12 protein-coding genes are annotated in these 18,364 nt (G+C 58.3%); 9 read left to right on the top strand and 3 right to left on the bottom strand.

Annotated elements, in window-relative coordinates; genetic code table 11:
* The first annotated feature begins 6 nt into the window (after positions 1–6).
* The 8 genes from J0A66_RS08515 (at position 7) to J0A66_RS08550 (ending at position 13,878) form a co-directional block, all read left to right on the top strand.
* Positions 7–2,892 (top strand): discoidin domain-containing protein, encoded by a 2,886-nt coding sequence (locus J0A66_RS08515; RefSeq protein ID WP_206573376.1) that lies wholly within the window; start codon positions 7–9, stop codon positions 2,890–2,892.
* Positions 2,893–2,983: 91 nt separating this feature from the next.
* Positions 2,984–3,916 carry a glucosamine kinase nucleotide-binding domain-containing protein gene (locus J0A66_RS08520; protein WP_206573377.1) on the top strand — a complete coding sequence of 311 codons (933 nt, stop codon included), beginning with the start codon at positions 2,984–2,986 and terminating at the stop codon, positions 3,914–3,916.
* Positions 3,913–4,884 (top strand): isoaspartyl peptidase/L-asparaginase family protein, encoded by a 972-nt coding sequence (locus J0A66_RS08525; RefSeq protein WP_206573378.1) that lies wholly within the window; start codon positions 3,913–3,915, stop codon positions 4,882–4,884. Before J0A66_RS08520 ends, J0A66_RS08525 begins: the two co-directional genes overlap by 4 nt.
* Complete coding sequence (locus J0A66_RS08530) at positions 4,881–6,605, top strand: endo-beta-N-acetylglucosaminidase (RefSeq protein WP_206573379.1); 1,725 nt, start codon at positions 4,881–4,883, stop codon at positions 6,603–6,605. Before J0A66_RS08525 ends, J0A66_RS08530 begins: the two co-directional genes overlap by 4 nt.
* Positions 6,602–7,345 (top strand): copper homeostasis protein CutC, encoded by a 744-nt coding sequence (locus J0A66_RS08535; protein WP_206573380.1) that lies wholly within the window; start codon positions 6,602–6,604, stop codon positions 7,343–7,345. The genes J0A66_RS08530 and J0A66_RS08535 overlap by 4 nt, the downstream gene beginning before the upstream one ends.
* A 19-nt stretch (positions 7,346–7,364) precedes the next feature.
* Positions 7,365–9,896 (top strand): beta-mannosidase, encoded by a 2,532-nt coding sequence (locus J0A66_RS08540; protein ID WP_206573381.1) that lies wholly within the window; start codon positions 7,365–7,367, stop codon positions 9,894–9,896.
* Positions 9,893–11,686 carry a sodium:solute symporter family protein gene (locus tag J0A66_RS08545; RefSeq protein WP_206573382.1) on the top strand — a complete coding sequence of 598 codons (1,794 nt, stop codon included), beginning with the start codon at positions 9,893–9,895 and terminating at the stop codon, positions 11,684–11,686. The genes J0A66_RS08540 and J0A66_RS08545 overlap by 4 nt, the downstream gene beginning before the upstream one ends.
* The gene (locus J0A66_RS08550) at positions 11,686–13,878 is read left to right on the top strand and encodes a GH92 family glycosyl hydrolase (protein WP_206573383.1); all 2,193 of its coding nucleotides are present in this window, start codon (positions 11,686–11,688) and stop codon (positions 13,876–13,878) included. Before J0A66_RS08545 ends, J0A66_RS08550 begins: the two co-directional genes overlap by 1 nt.
* On the opposite strand, the gene J0A66_RS08555 is transcribed toward J0A66_RS08550, so the two are convergent.
* Entirely contained in the window at positions 13,875–14,354 is a 480-nt protein-coding gene (locus J0A66_RS08555) for a DUF6491 family protein (protein WP_206573384.1), read from the bottom strand. The two genes, J0A66_RS08550 and J0A66_RS08555, sit on opposite strands and share 4 nt — an antisense overlap.
* A gap of 77 nt (positions 14,355–14,431) precedes the next feature.
* Positions 14,432–15,328 carry a hypothetical protein gene (locus tag J0A66_RS08560; RefSeq protein ID WP_206573385.1) on the bottom strand — a complete coding sequence of 299 codons (897 nt, stop codon included), beginning with the start codon at positions 15,326–15,328 and terminating at the stop codon, positions 14,432–14,434.
* Between the two features lie 137 nt (positions 15,329–15,465).
* On the opposite strand from J0A66_RS08560, the gene J0A66_RS08565 reads away from it, so the two are divergent.
* Positions 15,466–17,838 (top strand): DNA polymerase II, encoded by a 2,373-nt coding sequence (locus J0A66_RS08565; RefSeq protein ID WP_206573386.1) that lies wholly within the window; start codon positions 15,466–15,468, stop codon positions 17,836–17,838.
* Here the strand turns inward: J0A66_RS08565 and J0A66_RS08570 are convergent.
* Positions 17,835–18,254, bottom strand: a complete 420-nt coding sequence (locus J0A66_RS08570) for a VOC family protein (protein WP_206573387.1) — start codon at positions 18,252–18,254, stop codon at positions 17,835–17,837. The genes J0A66_RS08565 and J0A66_RS08570 overlap by 4 nt on opposite strands.
* Positions 18,255–18,364: the final 110 nt, after the last annotated feature.

Consider the following 18,364-nt stretch of genomic DNA (forward strand, 5'->3'; position numbering starts at 1 on the left):
ATAACAATGAAATATCTAAACAACAAGTTATATGCAGTGGTTGTGCTGGCGTTGGGTGGCCTTTCCGGCTGTGGCGGAGCGGGCGATGCCGACCCCACCGATGTGCCCGTGCAGATCGATCATACTTCCGCCGATATCAGCGGTTCGGCAGTTAAAGGCACTCTGGCCAACGCGCTGGTTAGCGTGTCGCAGTTGAACGGCGCCGACATTACCATGAACTCTGCCGACAGGACGGACGCTGACGGCAGAATCAGCTTCGGTGTGGAAGCCCGGGAAGGCTTTGGCATCAACGGCATGTTCAAAGTCAATGTCACCGCCGATGCACAAACCAGCATGATTTGCGACGCGGTCAGTTGTGCCGGGGTCGGGATGGGTGACCCCCTCACCGGGGAACCCCTCCAAGGCACCCAGTTCACCACTTTGACTTATGTGCAGGTCCCTTACGCCAGCAGCTCTGACGGTGTTGCAGACGCCGGTTTCCAGGCCAATGCCCTGACCACAGTGGCTGCCGAACTGGTTGCTCAACAGGTGGCCGGCGGGCGGAACGTTTCGGTCCGACCCTTGTATGAGCTGGCCCTGTCAGATAATTCCCAAACCCTGCTCAAAGCCCTGGGAGTCGGCGCCAAGGCCAACGTATTCAGTACTGAACTGGTGAGCGCCGAATCCTACGAAAATTTTGTCACCGGCGAGGCTTGTGAAGATGTCCCTGTGGTGGACGAAGACGGCAATCCTGTCACAGACGCTGACGGCAACCCGGTTACCGAACAGCAGTGCCAGGACACCCTGGTGAGCAATGACGTCATCAAGCTGTCGCTGCTCAATGCGGCCTTCGCCAATATCGGCGAGGGTGAAACCTTCAGCGGCCTGATGAGTGACGTATCCGCTGCCATTGTTATAGCCCAGGAAGGGGATGTAACGGTACTGACACCGCTGCGCGAGCGCATGCTGGCGTCGGTGGCGGCAATGCCCTATCTGGATAAGCTGGCGGTCAGCGCCGAGGATATCATTGAGCTGTCCCTGGCATTCCTGGAAAGCGATACCAGTTCGGGTCCGGTCCGTGAAGTGACCACCGAGGCCAATCTGGCTTCGGCGGTGATTACCGGTCGTAACCGCATCAGCGATGCTGAGGCCGAAGCAATGGTCTTTGACGGGGATGTGAACACCAAATGGCTGGATCACAACGAGTGGAAAGGCGCGCCCAGTGTTGAAGACCCTTCCTGGTTGCAGGTACAGTTTGCCGAACCTCAGGCAGTCAACAGTCTGTTCATCACCAGTGCCAACGATGCGCCTGCCCGCGACCCGGAGAATTTCCAGTTACTGGCCTCCAATGACGGGGAGAATTGGATCACGCTGGCCGCATTTATCGGTGAAACCTTCGAGCAAAGATTCGAGCGTAAGGAATTTCGTTTCGTCAACGGCCTGGAGTTCAGCCACTACCGCCTGAATATTACCAAGAACAAGGGCGACGACACCCTGATGCAGATTGCCGAGGTGGAGTTCGTTGGTCCCATCTACACCAGCGCCGATCATACCGACCCGGTTGGCAGTGCCAATATCACCGCCCGTAATCGTATCGGCGATGCCGAGGCCGAGGCCATGGCATTTGACAATGACATCAATACCAAGTGGCTTGATCACAATGACTGGAAAGGCGCGCCGTCCGAGGAGGATCCTTCCTGGGTGCAGATCGACCTGCCCGAGCCCAGGGCTGTGGATACCCTGGTTATCACCAGCGCCAACGACGCCGATGCCCGGGATCCGGAAAATTTCAACCTGCAGGCTTCCAATGACGGGGAGAACTGGATCACTCTGTCACAGTGGATAGGCGAAAGCTTTGACGAGCGTTTCCAGCGCCGTCAGTTCAGTGTGACCAACAGTCTGGCCTTCAGCTCCTACAAGCTGAATATCACCAAGAACAAGGGGGACGATACCCTGATGCAGATCGCCGAGATCGGTCTGGTGGGGCCTAAGCTGCCTGATCTCAACCATGGACAAATGGCTGATACTGTTATCACCGCCCGTAATGCCATCAGTGACGCCGAAGCGGCCACCATGGCGTTTGACGGTGATTACGATACCAAGTGGCTGGACCACAACGACTGGAAAGGTGCGCCCTCTGAGGAAGATCCCTCCTGGGTTCAGGTTCAGTTTCCCACTCCTGTGGCCATCAATAAACTGGGGCTGGTCAGTGCCAATGACGCCGACGCCCGTGATCCGGAAAACTTTAATATTCAGGCCTCCAATGATGGCGAGAACTGGGTCAGCCTGGGCAGTTGGATCGGCGAAGGCTTTGAAGAGCGTTTTGAACGCCGGGTGTTCCCTTTCAGCAATGACCTGGGATTTAGCTACTACCGTTTGAACATCACCAAGAACAAGGGCGATGACACCCTGATGCAGGTGGCGGAAATCGAACTCATTGGTCCCCAATATGTGTCGGTGGACCATTCCTCCTCAGCCGGTGCGGCGTTCACCGCCCGTAATGCCATCAGCGATGCCGAAGCCGCAGCCATGGCCTTTGATGACGACGTCAATACCAAATGGCTGGATCACAACGACTGGAAAGGTGCGCCGTCCGAGGAGGATCCTTCCTGGGTGCAGATCGACCTGCCGCAGGCCCGAATTGTCAGCAGCATCGCCATTACCAGTGCCAACGATGCAGACGGCCGCGACCCGGAGAATTTCAATATTGAGGGATCCAACGACGGTGGCGTGACCTGGACAAGGCTGGGCAGCTGGATTGGCGAATCCTGGGACAACAGGTTCGAACGCAAGCTGTTTGAAATGGGTAACGGTTTTGCCTTCAACACCTACCGCATCAATATCACCAAGAACAAAGGTGACGATACCCTGATGCAGATAGCCGAGATTGAGCTCATAGGTCCGGATCTCTGACCGGGCAGGACGGCCGGTAACGATGCCGGCCGTCGCTCTTTGCTCTGTGCGTCCCGGATATTGGAAAGCGCGTATATTTAGGAGTAACTGCATGGCCGAGGTAGTCATCCAGGAAGACTTGGGACGACAACGGAATCAAATGATGACTGACAGGCTTTTCCTTGGCATCGACGGGGGCGGCAGCCACTGCCGGGCCAGTCTGTTCGACGGACAGGGCCGATGTCTGGGACAGGGACGGGGTGGGCCGGCCAATCCGGTTTATGGCCTGCAACAAACCCATGACTCCATTCTCCAGGCCACCCGCCAGGCTTTGCAACAGGCCTGCCTGGGCGACGATTGCCTGGGGCACCTGGAGGCAGGAGCCGGCCTCGCCGGTCTGCATTTGCCGGCGATGAAACGCAAGATGCAGCAATGGCAGCATCCTTTTGCCAGCCTGCATCTCACCACGGATCTGCATGCGGCGGCTCTGGGTGCCCATGCCGGTCTGGATGGAGGATTGATTATCCTGGGCACAGGATTCAGTGCCCTGGCCATGGTGGAAGGGCAACTGACCCAGATCGGCGGTTACGGTTTTCCAATCAATGCCAATGGCAGCGGCTCCTGGCTGGGCCTGGAGGCGGTCAAGGCGGCGCTGCTTCATCACGACAAGCTGGGGCCGGCCACCGGCCTGACAGACCGGCTGTTGACTGACTGCAATGCCACCCAACTGGCCGAGCAACTGATGCACGCCCAGGCCACCGATTTTGCCCGCTATGCACCGCTGGTTTTCGAACTGGCCGGGTTTGGCGATCAGGTTGCCAGCCTGCTGGTGCGCCAGGCGGCGGATTTTGTCGAGCGGGTGGTTCAGCGGCTCCTGTATCTGGGCGCAGCACCCGTGGCCATCACCGGGGGGCTCAGTCAGCCATTGAAGTCCTGGTTGAGTGAAGATTGTCAGGCCCATCTCTGTCCGGCACAGGCCGGCCCGGAGCAAGGTGCCGTCATGTTTGCCCGGCAACAAGTCCAAACACAGGGGAGTCGTGGATGAACAGCAGACGTTATTTTCTCAAACTGTCGGCCCTGGCCGGGGCGGCCGGTGTGTTGTTTCCAGGGCTGGCCCGTTCTTCCGGCGGGCTGAATAAACCCGTAGTGGTTTCCACCTGGGAACATGGTCTGGCCGCCAACCGTGCTGCCTGGCAGATATTGGCGTCGGACGGCCGGGCCCTGGATGCGGTGGAGCAGGGCGTCCGCGTGCCTGAGGCCGATCCAAGGGTTCGTACGGTGGGCCTGGGCGGTTATCCGGATGCCGCCGGTCAGGTCACCCTGGACGCCTGCATCATGGACGAAAACATGAATTGTGGATCTGTGGCCTGCCTGCACAATATCAAGCATCCCATCTCGGTGGCCCGCCTGGTAATGGAGAGAACGCCCCATGTCATGCTGGTGGGGGAAGGGGCCAGGCAGTTCGCCCTGGACCAGGGCTTTACCGAGGAAAACCTGCTGACCGCCGAGGCCGAGGCCGACTGGCGGCAGTGGCTCAAGGATCGCAAGGTTCAACCCATCAATATTGAAAACCACGACACCATCGGCATGCTGGCCTTGGACAGCGCCGGTAACCTGAGCGGCGCCTGCACCACCAGTGGCGCCGCCTACAAGTTGCCGGGGCGGGTGGGGGACTCCCCCCTGATCGGTGCGGGCCTGTATGTGGACAATGACATTGGCGCCGCCACCGCCACCGGTATGGGTGAGTTAATGATCAAGACCGTGGGCTGTCACCTGGTGGTGGAACTGATGCGCCAGGGCGCCAGTCCCCAGCAGGCCTGCCAACAGGCGGTGGAGCGCATCGCCGCCAAGCTGGGCGACTTTGCCCGCTTCCAGGTGGGCTTTCTGGCCCTGAATAAGCGCGGAGAGTCCGGTGCCTTTTGTATCCAGCCTGGATTTAACTATGCCGTCACCGACAATCAGGGTGAAAAACTGCTGGACGGTCAGAGTCTGCTGACGGAGCAGGCCGGATGAGACTGCTGGTATTGTGGTGCTGCCTGCTGACAGGCCTGGTCCGGGCTGACGAGCTGTCCATCCGTCCCAATCAACCGCCTTTTGCCCTGACTTTGCAGCAACTGGCACACTGGTCACCCGACTCGGAGCTGGCGGATCCAGGCAATGTGTCCCGGCACGCCCTCGCGAGCAGGTTGCCGGCGCCGCTGGCCGGTCAGAGCACAAAACAAAATCCGGCCAGGGTGCTGTATGCCCCCGATGGTATGAACAATTTTGCCAACTACCTGGACGTGCAGCCCGCCTTTAACCTCTACAACTTTACCCACTGGCCGCAAATCGACATTCTCAACTGGTTTGCCGGTACCGCCGAGCATACGGTGCAGATCCCGGCCAGGCCCTGGGTGGAGACGGCCCACCGCAACGGCGTCAAGGTCATAGGCTCTGTGTTTCTCGGTGTGGCGCGCTGGGGGGGCAATCCGGACACTGTGGCGGCCCTGCTCAGACAGGACAAGGACGGACGCTTTGTACTGGCGGACAAGCTGATTCAGATCGCCGACTATTACGGCTTCGATGGCTGGCTGATCAATCAGGAGACGGATTTGACCGCCGTCAAGGACGCCGCCAATCAACTGGTGGAGGAGCAGAACGATCTGGTCCGGGGCCGTGAGCTGGCCGCCGCTATGCTGCAGTTTTTACAGTATCTGACGGCCAATGCCCCCCAGGGCATGGAGATCCATTGGTACGATGCCATGGTGGATAGCGGCGAAGTGCGCTGGCAGAACCGGCTCAACGAGCAAAACAGCCGTTACCTGCAGGAGGGCAAGGTGAGAAGCAGCGACGCCGTCTTCCTTAACTACTGGTGGGACCAGGCCATGGTGGAGGCCTCAAGGGAGCAGGCCCTGGGACTCGGCCGTTCTCCTTATGAGGTTTATACCGGGGTCGATCTCTGGCCGAGTCGCAATGCCCAGCGCGCCTTCAGTCGCCGTCAGTGGCTGGACTGGTTGTTCAAGGACGGTCAGGCGCTCACTTCCATTGCCCTGTTTGCGCCCAATTTCAATTTTAATTTTGACGGTGAATCCCATACGCCGGCCTTCAGCAATTTCGACCAGGATCCCTGCCATGCGCGGGACTTTTATCGAACTGAGACCCGTCTGTTTGCCGGTGATGACCTGAATCTGGCTGAAAAGGATGCGAGAGGCTGGCAGGGGCTGGGCGCCTATCTGCCGGCCAGGACAACCCTGCTCAGACTGCCTTTTGTCACCCATTTCAATACGGGCCAGGGTAAGCAATGGGTGGAACAGGGCCAGAAGCAAGGTGGACCCTGGACCCAGATGGCCTGGCAGGACCCATTGCCCACCTGGCAGTTTGCCTGGACCGGGGAAGGCAAACTCGAACTGGATTACGACTTTGAACGGGTCTACCAGGGCGGCAGCGCATTGTCTGTGCAGGCCACAGCCGATACCAATGCGGTGGCACCCCTATTTGCCACGGACTTTGAGCCAGGTCCCGACAGTCAGTTGACCCTGACCTGGCAGGGGCAGGCGCAGGGAGTCTCGTTGGTGCTGACCATGTTAGATGGGCAGCAGCATGTCTTTTCCCTGTCGTCAGCTTCGGGGTGGAAACAACAGAATTTTTCCCTGCAGGGGCTGGCAGGGCAACGAATCAGGCAGATTGGCCTGAAAGTTGAAAAAGCGGCCCAGGCCAGGGCAGTGCAACTGGGCAGACTGGAGATCAGTCCATGAGGGCGCTGGAGATCTGCATCGGCGCCGATCAGGCCGACCATGCTTATAACGATGTGGCCGCCGCCCGAAAGGGAGGAGCATCCCGTATCGAGCTTTGTACCCAGATGGCGCAGGATGGTCTGACGCCGGATCAGGGGATCATTGGCGCAGCCAGGAAAGCCTGGGGGGAGGGCGCCGGGTTGCTGGTGATGATTCGCCCCAGGGCCGGAGATTTCGTCTACAGCCAGGGGGAAAAGTCGCAGATGGCCGACAGTATCCGCATGGCCGCCGACTGCGGGGCAGATGGGGTGGTGCTGGGCCTGCTCAGTCAGCAGGGTGAAGTGGATGTCCCGGCTCTGACTGAACTGGTTGGGCTTGCCCAATCCCTGTCACTTGAAGTGACCTTCCATCGTGCCTTCGATGCCATCGCCGAACCCCGGTCTGCCCTGGATATCTTGCTGAGTCTGGGCATTGAGCGACTGCTCAGCGCAGGCACCCCCTGGCAAAGCGGTCAGGGGGCGCAGTTCGGGCTGGCCAATCTGCGCCGCTGGCTGGCGCTGGCCGGCGATGATCTGGAACTGGTGGTGGGCGGCGGCGTGGGGCCGCACAACCTGCCTGCCATTACCACAGGACTCAACGGCACCTCAGGACATTACTCCCTGCATAGCCATAGTGCTGTACTTACCCAAGGGCGGGTCGACGCCGACAAAGTGGCCCACCTGGCCGGACTTTGCCGCCGTGCCTCCGGCACCGCCTGCTAATTAGAGACAAATCATTATTATGAGATCTGAACAAGCTCTGCCGCATGCGTTCCTGAATCTGAATGGCGACTGGCAATTCCGGCAGGCCGATGATCCCCGCTGGCACCCCGCCACCGTGCCGGGATGCAACTTTACCGACCTGCTGGCCAACGGGCTGATTGAGGATCCTTTCCAACGGGACAACGAAGCGCAACTGCAATGGATTGAGAAGTGTGACTGGCACTATCGCCGGGAATTCGAGGTGACAGCGGCCATGCTGGCCCTGGATGAGGTTGAACTGGTCTTCGAAGGACTGGATACCTTCTGTGATATCTATATTAACGGTCATTTGCTGGGCCGGGGACAGAATATGTTTGTGGGGCAGCGACTGGTCTGCAAGGACCAACTCAGGCCCGGCAACAACCTGCTGGAAGTCAGGTTTGACTCGCCCCTTCGCCAGGTCCTGCCGCTGCACCAGCACGCCGGTTTCACCTATCCGGCCGAGAATGACAAGACGCCAGAAAAGCTCAGCGTATTTTGTCGCAAAGCGCCCTGTCATTTCGGCTGGGACTGGGGACCCAAGTTTGTCACCAGCGGTATCTGGCGGGACTGTTATCTGCAGGCTGTGGACAAGGCGATAATTCGCGACGTGCATTTTGTCCAGCATCAGCTAAGTCCCGAAACGGCGCAGTTCAGCTTCTTGGTGAGTGTTCACCAACTTTCAGGCGCAGCAGTGTCGCTGGCAGTGGAATGTAAGCAGGCCCCCTGGCTCAACCGCCATGAGCAGCTCCAGAACAGCGGGGAGCACAGGCTGGATTTCAGCCTGGCCGATCCCCGGCTCTGGTGGCCAAACGGCCTGGGGGAAGCGGCCCTGTATGATTTTCGGTTCTGCCTGCTGGTCGACGATCGGCAGGTGGATGTCTGGCAGCGCAGCATCGGCCTGCGGACGCTGGAGGTGGTCAACCAGCCGGATGAAATGGGTGTGAGCTTTTATCTCAAGGTCAATGGTCATCCAATCTTTATGAAAGGGGCCAACTACATCCCCTCCGACAGTTTTATTCACCGGGTTGATGCCGGGCGGCTGGAGAGGGAGTTTGACGCGGTGCAGGCTGCCAATATGAATATGCTGCGGGTCTGGGGAGGCGGGGTCTACCAGGACGACTACTTCTACGATCTGGCCGACAAGAAGGGGATCCTGATCTGGCAGGACTTTATGTTTGCCTGCACCCTGTATCCGGCCGATGCGGCGTTTCTGGATAATGTGCGCCAGGAAGCCGAGTTCAATATAAGGCGACTGCGTAATCATCCCTGTCTGGCCTTGTGGTGCGGCAACAACGAAGTGGATATGGCCATCAAGCACTGGCAGTGGCAGGACAAATTTGGCTACGACGACGCTCTGTATACCCGCCTGAAGCAGGACTATATGGCGCTGTTTGATGGCTGCCTGCCCGGCAAGGTGGAAGAGCTGGACGGGCAGCGCTTCTACCTGCGCTCATCGCCCATCGCCTTCTGGGAAGAGGACGCCGATCATCTGGGCAACCATCATTTCTGGGGGGTCTGGCATGGCGAGCAGCCCTTCAGTGAATACCAGAAACGGGTGCCCCGTTTTATGAGCGAGTTTGGCTTCCAGTCCTTTCCCATGCCCGCCTCCCTGGCTCGTTTTACTGAACCGCAGGACTGGCAGCTGGACTCGCCCGTACTGGCGGTGCACCAGAAGCATCCCAGGGGCAACCGGTTGATTCAGTCCTATCTTGAACAGGAGTATCCCACTCCCAGGGACTTTGCCGGTCTTCTTTACCTTAGTCAGGTACAACAGGCGGAAGGCCTGAGGCTGGCCTTTGAAGCCCACCGGGCAGCCATGCCGTTTTGTATGGGCAGCCTGTATTGGCAACTAAATGACACCTGGCCGGCCGCGTCCTGGTCGGGCATCGATTATTACGGCCGCTGGAAAGCGCTGCATTACCAGGCCAGGCGCAGTTTTTCGCCACAACTTGTCCTGATCATGAAACAGGCCGAGTCGTTAGAGATTAAACTGGTCAGTGACTGCTTACATTTGTCCAATGGTCGGGTGAACCTGACCTTGCTGGATTTTGACGGGCAGATTCTGTGGCAGCAGGAGAAGGCCGTGATTGTACCAGCCAGCCAGAGCCATCAGGTCTGTCAACTGGATCCGGCGGAACTGGTTGCCGGCAAGGATCCCCGTCGACTGGTACTGCAGGCCCGATGGCTGGATCCAGGGGGTGAGTTGCTCAGCGAGAGCCTGTACTATTTCGTGCCAACCAAACAGCAGCGCCTGACCAAGGCCGGCATTGAACTGAGCAGACAGATTGAAGCCGGCAGGCTGACCCTGGATATGCAGTCCGATCAGCTGGTGCGCCAGGTCTATCTGGAGCTTCCCGACGTGCACGACCCACAGGTAAATTTTTCCGATAACTTCTTCGACCTTCTGCCCCACCAGCCCAGACGGATCACCCTGGCATTGCCGGGTATGAGTGCCAGCCAGATCGAAACATTGGCTGCGCAACTCAGCGTTCAGTCCATGTTCGATGTGGCCCTGGAGAGTCAGGCATGAACCTCAGCAGTATCGACCTGCTGGTTATCGTCCTGTACCTGGCCGGTACCCTGGGGCTGGGGCTGTATATTTCCCGTTTGGCCAGCCGGGATATGAACGCCTACTTCCTGGCCGGCAACAAGGTACCCTGGTGGGCGCTGGGGGTGTCCAATGCCTCGGGTATGTTTGATATCGCCGGTACCATGTGGCTGGTGTCCGTGTGTTTCGTCTATGGCCTGAAAAGCGCCTGGCTGCCCTGGGTCTGGCCCATCTTTAACCAGGTCTTCCTGATGATTTACCTGTCCGTCTGGCTGCGCCGCTCCAACGTGATGACCGGCGCCCAGTGGTTGCAGACCCGCTTCGGCAGCGGACGGGGCGCCGAGCTGTGCCAACTGGTGGTGGTGATTTTTGCCCTGGTCAGCGCGGTGGGCTTTATCGCCTATGCCTTTAAAGGCATAGGCAAGTTCGCGGCGATCTTCTTTCCCTGGCAATTGTCGCCGGACCTTTATGCGCTGATCATCTTTGCCATTACCACCTTGTATGTGATCAAAGGCGGCATGTATTCGGTGGTCTTCACCGAGGTGATGCAGTTTGTGATCATGACCATTGCCGCCCTGGCTGTGGGGGTGATCGCCATCAACCAGGTCAGCCCGGAACAGATCCAGGCCGCCACGCCCCCGGACTGGGATAAGCTGTGGTTCGGCTGGCAACTGGATCTGAACTGGCAGGGTCTGATCGACAGCGTCAATGACAAGATTCAATCAGACGGCATGGAGTTGTTCGGCCTGATGGTAATGATGATGCTGTTCAAAGGAGTGCTGTTCAGCATGGCCGGTCCCGTCCCCAACTACGATATGCAGCGGATCCTGGCGGCCCGTTCGCCAAAAGAAGCGGCCAAGATGAGTGGTCTGGTTTCCCTGGTGATGTTCTTTCCCCGATATATGATGGTGGCCGGCCTCACCGTACTGGCCCTGGTCTACCTGGGACCACAGATTCAGGCCGAAGGGGGCGGTTTCGACTTCGAGCAGATCCTGCCCTATGCCATCAACCAGTTTGTGCCGGTGGGGCTGACAGGTTTGCTGATCGCCGGTCTGCTGGCCGCCTTTATGTCGACCCTTGCCGCTTCGGTCAACGCCGCTCCGGTGTATTTCGTCAACGATATCTACAAGAAGTACCTGCGTCCCGATGCCGACAAACGCACCTATGTACGGGTCAGCTATCTGGTCTCCCTGTTGCTGGTGATAACCGGTATGGGGCTGGGACTGATGCTGTCCAGCATCAACGATATTATGCAGTGGATCTTCGGTGCCCTGTTCGGCGGTTATGCGGCGGCCAATCTGCTCAAGTGGCATTGGTGGCGTTTTAATGCCTACGGCTATTTCTGGGGCATGCTGGCGGGATTGATCGCCTCCCTCTGCCTGCCGTTACTGATGCCGGACACCCATCCGCTGTTTGCCTTTCCCTGGCTGTTGCTGGTGAGCCTGGCGGCCAGTGTGCTGGCCTCGTTGCTGACACCGGCGGAACCCGAGGCCGTATTGGGTCGTTTCTTTGCCCAGGTGCGCCCCTGGGGATGGTGGGGGCCCGTCCGTGCCAGGGTATTGGCCGACCAGCCCCATCTGGCGGCGGATATTCATCCTGCCCGCGACTGGACCAACATCGGCGTCGGTATCGTCTGGCAACTGTCGCTGGTGGCCATGCCCATCTATCTGGTTATCCAGCAGTGGCAAGGCTTCTTCTGCGCATTGCTGGTGACCCTGGTCACCTCCTGGATCCTGAAATTTAACTGGTTGAATAAGCTGAAAGAACAATGATGTATAAATCTCTCCTCTTGGGGCTGGCAAGTCTGGCCCTTTCCTGTGCCGGCTGTTCGGCCACACAGACGGTAACGTCTCCGGATCAGGATCCGCTGCAGTATGTGGATCCTTTCATCGGCACCGGCGGCCATGGCCATACCTTTCCCGGCGCCCTGGTGCCCTTTGGCATGGTGCAGCTCAGTCCCGACAATCCTTCACAGGGTTGGGACTGGACATCGGGTTACCATTATTCTGACGATACCCTGATCGGCTTCAGTCACACCCATCTGTCCGGCACCGGGGTGGGGGACATGCTGGACGTGCTCTTTATGCCTTTCAGAGGTGACTACCTGGCCCGGGAGCGGGACGAAAAAGGCCGCATATTTACCCGCTACGGCCATGACAGGGAAAGCGCCAGCCCCGGCTATTACCAGCTCTATCTGCCCCAGGAACAGGTCAATGCAGAGCTGACCGCCACGACCCGTACCGGTTTGCACCGGTACCGCTATGAGGGGCCGCAGGCGGCCAGGCTGCTGGTGGATCTGGGCTACGCACAGAACTATGACAAAGCCGTCGTGACCTTCTTGCGGGTGGAGGACAACCGGACCCTGAGCGGCTATCGCCTGTCTACCGGCTGGGCTAAATTCCAGCCCGTCTATTTTGTCGCCCGTTTCGATAAGCCTTTTACCCACCAGCTCTATCAGGAGGGCAAGGCAGTCAAAGGGGCAAAGTTGCAGGCGGAGCAGGGTCAGATCGTATTGGACTTTGCTGATGCCACACAGATAGAAGCCAGGGTTGGTTTGTCCTATGTCGGCATCGAGGGAGCAAGAGCCAACCTGATGGCGGAGGCGCAGAACCTGTCCTTCGATGAAGCAAGGGAACTGGCCGCCGGGGCCTGGCGCCAGCAATTGAATAAGTTTGCTGTGCGGGACCCGGACCAGCGCAACAAAACCAAGTTCTATACGGCCCTGTACCACAGCTTTGTGGCGCCGCAGATCTTCCATGACACAGACGGTGGCTTCTTCGGCGCCGACGGCAGCGTCCATGCCAATCCGGATTACGGGCGTTATTCGCTGTTTTCCCTCTGGGACACCTTCCGTGCCCTGCATCCCCTGTTGACCCTGAGCGATCCGCAGCGGGTGGATGACATGGTCAAGTCTCTGCTGGGCTTCTATGACGAAACCAGCCTGCTACCCACCTGGGATCTGATGTCCAACGAGACCGATGTGATGATCGGCTATCATGCGGTGCCCGTACTGGTGGATGCCTACCTCAAGGGGCTGACCAGCGCCGATCCTGAACATTTATTCGCGGCGGTAAAAGCGTCTGCCATGCAGGACGGCTTTGGTCTGGATCTGTACCGCCAGTACGGCTATATCCCATCTGAGCTTGAGGTGGAGGCGGTGTCCAAGACCCTCGAATATGCCTTCGACGACTGGGCCATTGCCCAACTGGCCAGCGCTCTTGATAAACCGGATGAATTTGCCTATTTCAGCCGCCGGGCCCAGAGCTATCGGACCTTGTTTGATGCCAGCACCGGCTTTATGCGTGGCAGGGATAAAGAAGGGAGTTGGGTCAGCCCCTTTAATCCCACCTATGTGGAGCACCGCAATACGGACTATACGGAGGCCAATGCCTGGCAATACAGCTTCTTTGTTCCCCAGGATGTACAAGGCCTGATCGGGCTGTTTGGCAGTGAGCAGAACTTTGTCGCCAAACTGGATGAGCTCTTTACCACCAGCTCCGAGATGCAGGGGGACGTGTCCCCTGATATATCCGGACTGATTGGCCAGTATGCCCACGGCAACGAGCCGGTGCATCATGTGGCGTACCTCTATGCCTTTACCGATGACCGCCACAAGATGGAGCAGCGCATCGCCGAAATCCGCGATAGCATGTATCTGGCCCAGCCGGACGGGCTGGCCGGCAATGACGATCTGGGACAGATGTCGGCCTGGTATGTGTTCAGCGCGCTGGGCTTTTATCCCATGAACCCCGTGGGGGGGGACTATGTGCTGGGTATTCCACAATTCGAACAGGCCATGCTCAACCTGCCGGCGGGCAAACCCTTTACCGTGCGCAGAACGGGCCAGGGGCAGGTGGAATCGGTCTGGTTAAATGGCAAGCGGCTGAATCAGCCGGTTATCCGCCATCAGCAGATACTGGACGGGGGCGAGCTGCATTTCCAGCTTGCCCCGCTGACCAATTAATTGGTGTTTTCGTCGGTATCTGTGTCGATGGCCGCCGGCTTGAAGGACTCCTCGTCCGGCTTCATGTCATCCAGGGCCATCAGTTCCTTGGCCTGCTCGCGGCTGATGGGGTAGATGGACTCGATATGGCATTTCAGGTGCGGATAGTCGGGCACAAACACCGCATCAAAATTGGCGCTCAGGCTGTTGTCCATGCTCTGGTCCGTGCCCAGGGTATGGGCAAAGGTCAGATTGGGGCAGCGGGCCTTGAGCTTGACCAGATAAGGCTTAAAGGGCGAGGTACGCAGAATCAGGTGCTGCTCGCCCAGGTCATGCCAGCTGTCCAGTTGGAAGGTGGTGATGCGGCTTTTTGATTCAAGCTGATTGGTCTGGATATAGCTGTCCACCAGGGCGGCATGTTCTGCGTAAGTGGGCTTATTGCCGGCGCAGCCTGTCAGTAGCAGCCAGGCGGCCATGGCTGGCAATATCAGTTTCATTGGCAGTCTCCTCAATCTTGAGTATTTGGGCAGAAGATAGAACAGAGCGGATGAACTAACGCTGAATATTGTCCGCTTCAATCCGCCTGGGCACTCACTTCCACCAGGGTAAAGCGGGTGCCGTAAACCTCATTGTAGAGATCGATATAGGCCTGTTGGTCGAGGGTCGGCATCCAGGCCAGGTGCGTATCCAGGTAGGTCTGTTGGCGGCTGACCTGTTGCAGTAATCCATCGAAGTGCTGTTTCAGGGCCAGGCCCTGCGGGGTTTTGGAACAGATGATATACCCCATGCTGCTGTTTGGGGTTTCCTGCAGGTCAAAGCCCTGCAGTTCGTTTTCCTTACCCAGTTCCCGGGCATAATGATGAGCGCTGTTGGGATGTTCGATGAGGGCGCTGATACGGCCCCTGAGCAACATGTCCACCATCCCGGCGCCCATGTCTGCGGCGGTGCGCCGCCAGATCTGGAATTGCCATTGGGTCTTTGTCAGCAGAGGGTCCAGTTGATCGCCATAGCGCCTTCCGCCCACCAGGCCAAACTGTTTCTCTGACACAAACGCCAGGGCGTCCACCACCGAGATCCGCCCCTGCAGCTCTTTTATCCCGGTGAGATGGTGAGCCAGCCCACTGTTTTTCAGGGTGTAGAGTTTCAGACCGGGGAACAGGGTCTGCGGCAGGTCGCTGTAATAGAATCTGGCCGCCCTGTCTGCGGTTTTAAGCTTGTTGGCTGCGCAGGCATTGGGTAGTTCTTCGAGCATCTGCAGGGCGCGGATATTGTTGGCTACCACCACCTGGGGTTCGGGCCAGTCAGATGCCTGGCGCAATTGCTGGAAAGTGACCCATTTGATGCCCATTTCCTGTATGTTTTTATGGGTTTTACCGGGGGGATCCGGGGTAATCCAGATATAGTCAAACCCTGGGGCCGCAAGGGCTGTCCAGGGCAGATAAAGTACGAATATCCAGGCCAACCTTGCCATCTTGCTCCGAAGTACCTCTCTGCTATCCGGTTTCCAGCCTACCCGCCTGTACGACAAAAGGCCACAGTAAAAGCGGCGGACTGGGATAAATCGTTCATCACTGGTATGGTTGGCAGCCTGTTTCACACTGATACGTTATGCCCCAGCCACAACCTGATAACTTCGCCGTTGATACCGGCTTTATCCTGACTCGCCAAGTGCTGGAAAACAGCAAAGGCCCCTGTCTGGAATACTGGCTGGCCGGTGCACAGGGCCCCGTCCGCCTGGTTACTGAACCCCAGCAACCGGTTTTCTTTTTGCTGGCGTCGGATCTGGCCAAGGCCCAGGCTGCGTTGAACCAGGCCGGGATTCGTTTTACCGCCAAACCCCTCGCCCTGAGAAGCTTTGACCAGCAGGCGACGGCTGGATTGTATTTTACCGCCATGGCACAGGCTTATCAGGCCAGGGACAGGTTAAAAGAGGCGGGCATCACCTGTTACGAGGACGATATCCGTCTGACCGATCGCTACCTGATGGAACGCTTTGTCTGTGCCGGGCTGATGTTCAGCGGTCAGCAGGAACAAAGAAACGGCTTTATCCAGGTTAATGGAGCCAGGGTCAAACCGGCCGACTATCTACCGGACTTTCGTTTGCTGTCCCTGGATATCGAGTGCAGCGAGAAGGGCGAACTCTATTCGGTTGGGCTGGCTGCCGATGATTACAGACGGGTCATCATGATCGGCGACCCGCAACCCGGACCTGAATGGATCCTCTGGGTAGCGGATGAAAAAGCGCTGCTTTTGGCCCTGGTCGGGGAGGTACAGGCTTACGACCCGGATCTTTTCATCGGCTGGGCTGTGGTGAATTTCGATTTCAAGCTGCTGGTGAAACGCGCCCAGTTACTGGGTGTGCCGCTGCGGTTGGGAAGGGACGGCACGCTGGCCACCTGGCGTGACGGCCGCGAGACCAACCAGGGCTTTGTTACTGTGCCAGGAAGGGTGGTGATAGACGGTATCGACGCCCTGAAAACCGCCACCTACCAGTTTGACAGTTTCAGTCTGGAATCGGTTGCCCGGGAATTGCTGGGCAAAGGTAAGGATACCGAAGATGTGGATAATCGCCTGGCTGCCATCAAGCACGACTTTCTTCACAACAAGGTCAAACTGGCCAGGTACAACCTCACCGACTGTGAACTGGTGCTGGAGATTTTCGCCCATACCCGGTTGCTGGACTTCCTGCGTTTGCGCAGTCAGTTGACCGGGCTGGAGCTGGACCGGGCCGGCGGCTCGGTGGCGGCTTTCACCCATTTGTATCTGCCCAGGTTGCACCGGGCCGGCTACGTCGCTCCCAACCTGCCCAACGGCGGCGGCCTGGCCAGCCCCGGCGGCTATGTGATGGACTCCCGGCCCGGATTATATCGCCAGGTACTGGTGCTGGACTTCAAGAGCCTGTATCCCTCCATCATCCGCACCTTTAAGATCGATCCCCTGGGACTGGTGGAAGGCTTGCTGGCCCCGGACAAGGCCATTGCCGGTTTTCGCGGCGCGCTGTTCTCCCGCGAGAAACATTTCCTGCCGGACATTATCACCAGTTTGTGGCAGCAACGGGATGAGGCCAAGCGCAATAAAGACGCCGCCCGATCCCAGGCCATCAAGATCCTGATGAATTCCTTCTACGGGGTACTGGGTTCCGGGGGCTGCCGTTTTTACGATACCCGTCTGGCCAGCTCCATTACCCTGCGCGGCCATGAGATCATGCAGACCACGGCCCGCTGGATAGAAGAGCAGGGCCACCAGGTGATCTACGGGGACACCGACTCCACCTTCGTTTGGCTGGGGGATGAAACCGGCGACAAGCAGGCCCAGATTGCCGGGCAGGAGCTGGAAGCCATGATCAACCAGCGCTGGCATGACAAACTGCGTGACGAACTGGGCCTGGACTGCCATCTTGAAATCGAGTTCGAGACCCATTTCAAACGCTTTTTGATGCCCACCATCCGCGGCTCGGAGCAGGGCAGCAAGAAGCGTTACGCGGGCTTAAAGGCAACCCCGGGAGGCGACAAACTGGTGTTCAAGGGGCTGGAGTCGGTACGCTCTGACTGGACAGCCCTGGCCCGGGATTTTCAGCACTGGTTGTATGAAAAAGTCTTTGCCGGTGAAGACGTGGCTGAGCTTATCCGTCAGTTGATTGCCGATACCCGGGCCGGCCGGCTGGACGACAAGCTTGTGTACCGCAAACGCCTGCGCAGGCCCCTGGCAAAATACCTCAAAAACATTCCGCCCCATGCCAGGGCCGCCAAACTGGCCGACGAGAAAAACCTGGCCGCCGGCAAAGCCCTGCAATACCAGCACAAGGGCTGGGTCTCCTATGTGATTACCCTCACCGGCCCCGAGCCGGTGGAATACCAGACCAGCCCCATCGACTATGACCACTATATCGAGCGGCAGATTCGGCCGGTGGCCGAGGGCATCCTGCCCTTCGTGGGCCTGTCATTTGATGAACTGACCAGCGACCAGTTGGGGCTGTTCTAAGCGGTTTGTTGCTCCGGCTGAAACGCTGCCGGATCCATCCACATGGCTTCCCAGACATGGCCGTCCGGGTCAGCCAGGTTGCGGTTGTACATAAAGCCCAGATCCTGTGCAGGGTTGATATCTGCCGTGCCGCCATTTTCGCTCGCCGCGCTGTTCATGGCGTCTACCGTTTCGCGACTGTCGCAGGACAGGGCAAGCATTACCTCGCTGCAGTTTGAGGGGGGAATCGGACGAGCGGTGAAGGTACGCCACTTCGCATGGGTGAGCAGCATGACGTTGATCGTCTCGCTCCATACCATGCAGGCGGAGGTCTGGTCAGTGAATTGCGGGTTGTTTTCAAATCCAAGGGCCTGGTAGAAAGCCATCGATGCAGCCAGATCAGTGACGGGCAGGTTAATAAAGATCATGTTGGACATTGAATCGTTCTCCTTGTCAGTAAATAAAAGATAACCTTGTCGGTTATCTGTTAGTCGAACAGCAGGGAGGCGTTTCGACAGAGGCTGAAACTTTTTGCCCTGCTGGCTGT

The sequence above is a fragment of the Bowmanella dokdonensis genome (assembly GCF_017254865.1).
Lineage (GTDB): Bacteria > Pseudomonadota > Gammaproteobacteria > Enterobacterales > Alteromonadaceae > Bowmanella > Bowmanella dokdonensis.

Bases quoted from the DNA above. Each gene is read 5' to 3' on its own strand.
- J0A66_RS08570 (WP_206573387.1), bottom strand. From the start codon at position 18,254: ATGTCCAACATGATCTTTATTAACCTGCCCGTCACTGATCTGGCTGCA.
- J0A66_RS08530 (WP_206573379.1), top strand. From the start codon at position 4,881: ATGAGACTGCTGGTATTGTGGTGCTGCCTGCTGACAGGCCTGGTCCGG.
- J0A66_RS08540 (WP_206573381.1), top strand. From the start codon at position 7,365: ATGAGATCTGAACAAGCTCTGCCGCATGCGTTCCTGAATCTGAATGGC.
- J0A66_RS08535 (WP_206573380.1), top strand. From the start codon at position 6,602: ATGAGGGCGCTGGAGATCTGCATCGGCGCCGATCAGGCCGACCATGCT.
- J0A66_RS08560 (WP_206573385.1), bottom strand. From the start codon at position 15,328: ATGGCAAGGTTGGCCTGGATATTCGTACTTTATCTGCCCTGGACAGCC.
- J0A66_RS08520 (WP_206573377.1), top strand. From the start codon at position 2,984: ATGGCCGAGGTAGTCATCCAGGAAGACTTGGGACGACAACGGAATCAA.
- J0A66_RS08515 (WP_206573376.1), top strand. From the start codon at position 7: ATGAAATATCTAAACAACAAGTTATATGCAGTGGTTGTGCTGGCGTTG.
- J0A66_RS08550 (WP_206573383.1), top strand. From the start codon at position 11,686: ATGTATAAATCTCTCCTCTTGGGGCTGGCAAGTCTGGCCCTTTCCTGT.
- J0A66_RS08525 (WP_206573378.1), top strand. From the start codon at position 3,913: ATGAACAGCAGACGTTATTTTCTCAAACTGTCGGCCCTGGCCGGGGCG.
- J0A66_RS08565 (WP_206573386.1), top strand. From the start codon at position 15,466: ATGCCCCAGCCACAACCTGATAACTTCGCCGTTGATACCGGCTTTATC.
- J0A66_RS08555 (WP_206573384.1), bottom strand. From the start codon at position 14,354: ATGAAACTGATATTGCCAGCCATGGCCGCCTGGCTGCTACTGACAGGC.
- J0A66_RS08545 (WP_206573382.1), top strand. From the start codon at position 9,893: ATGAACCTCAGCAGTATCGACCTGCTGGTTATCGTCCTGTACCTGGCC.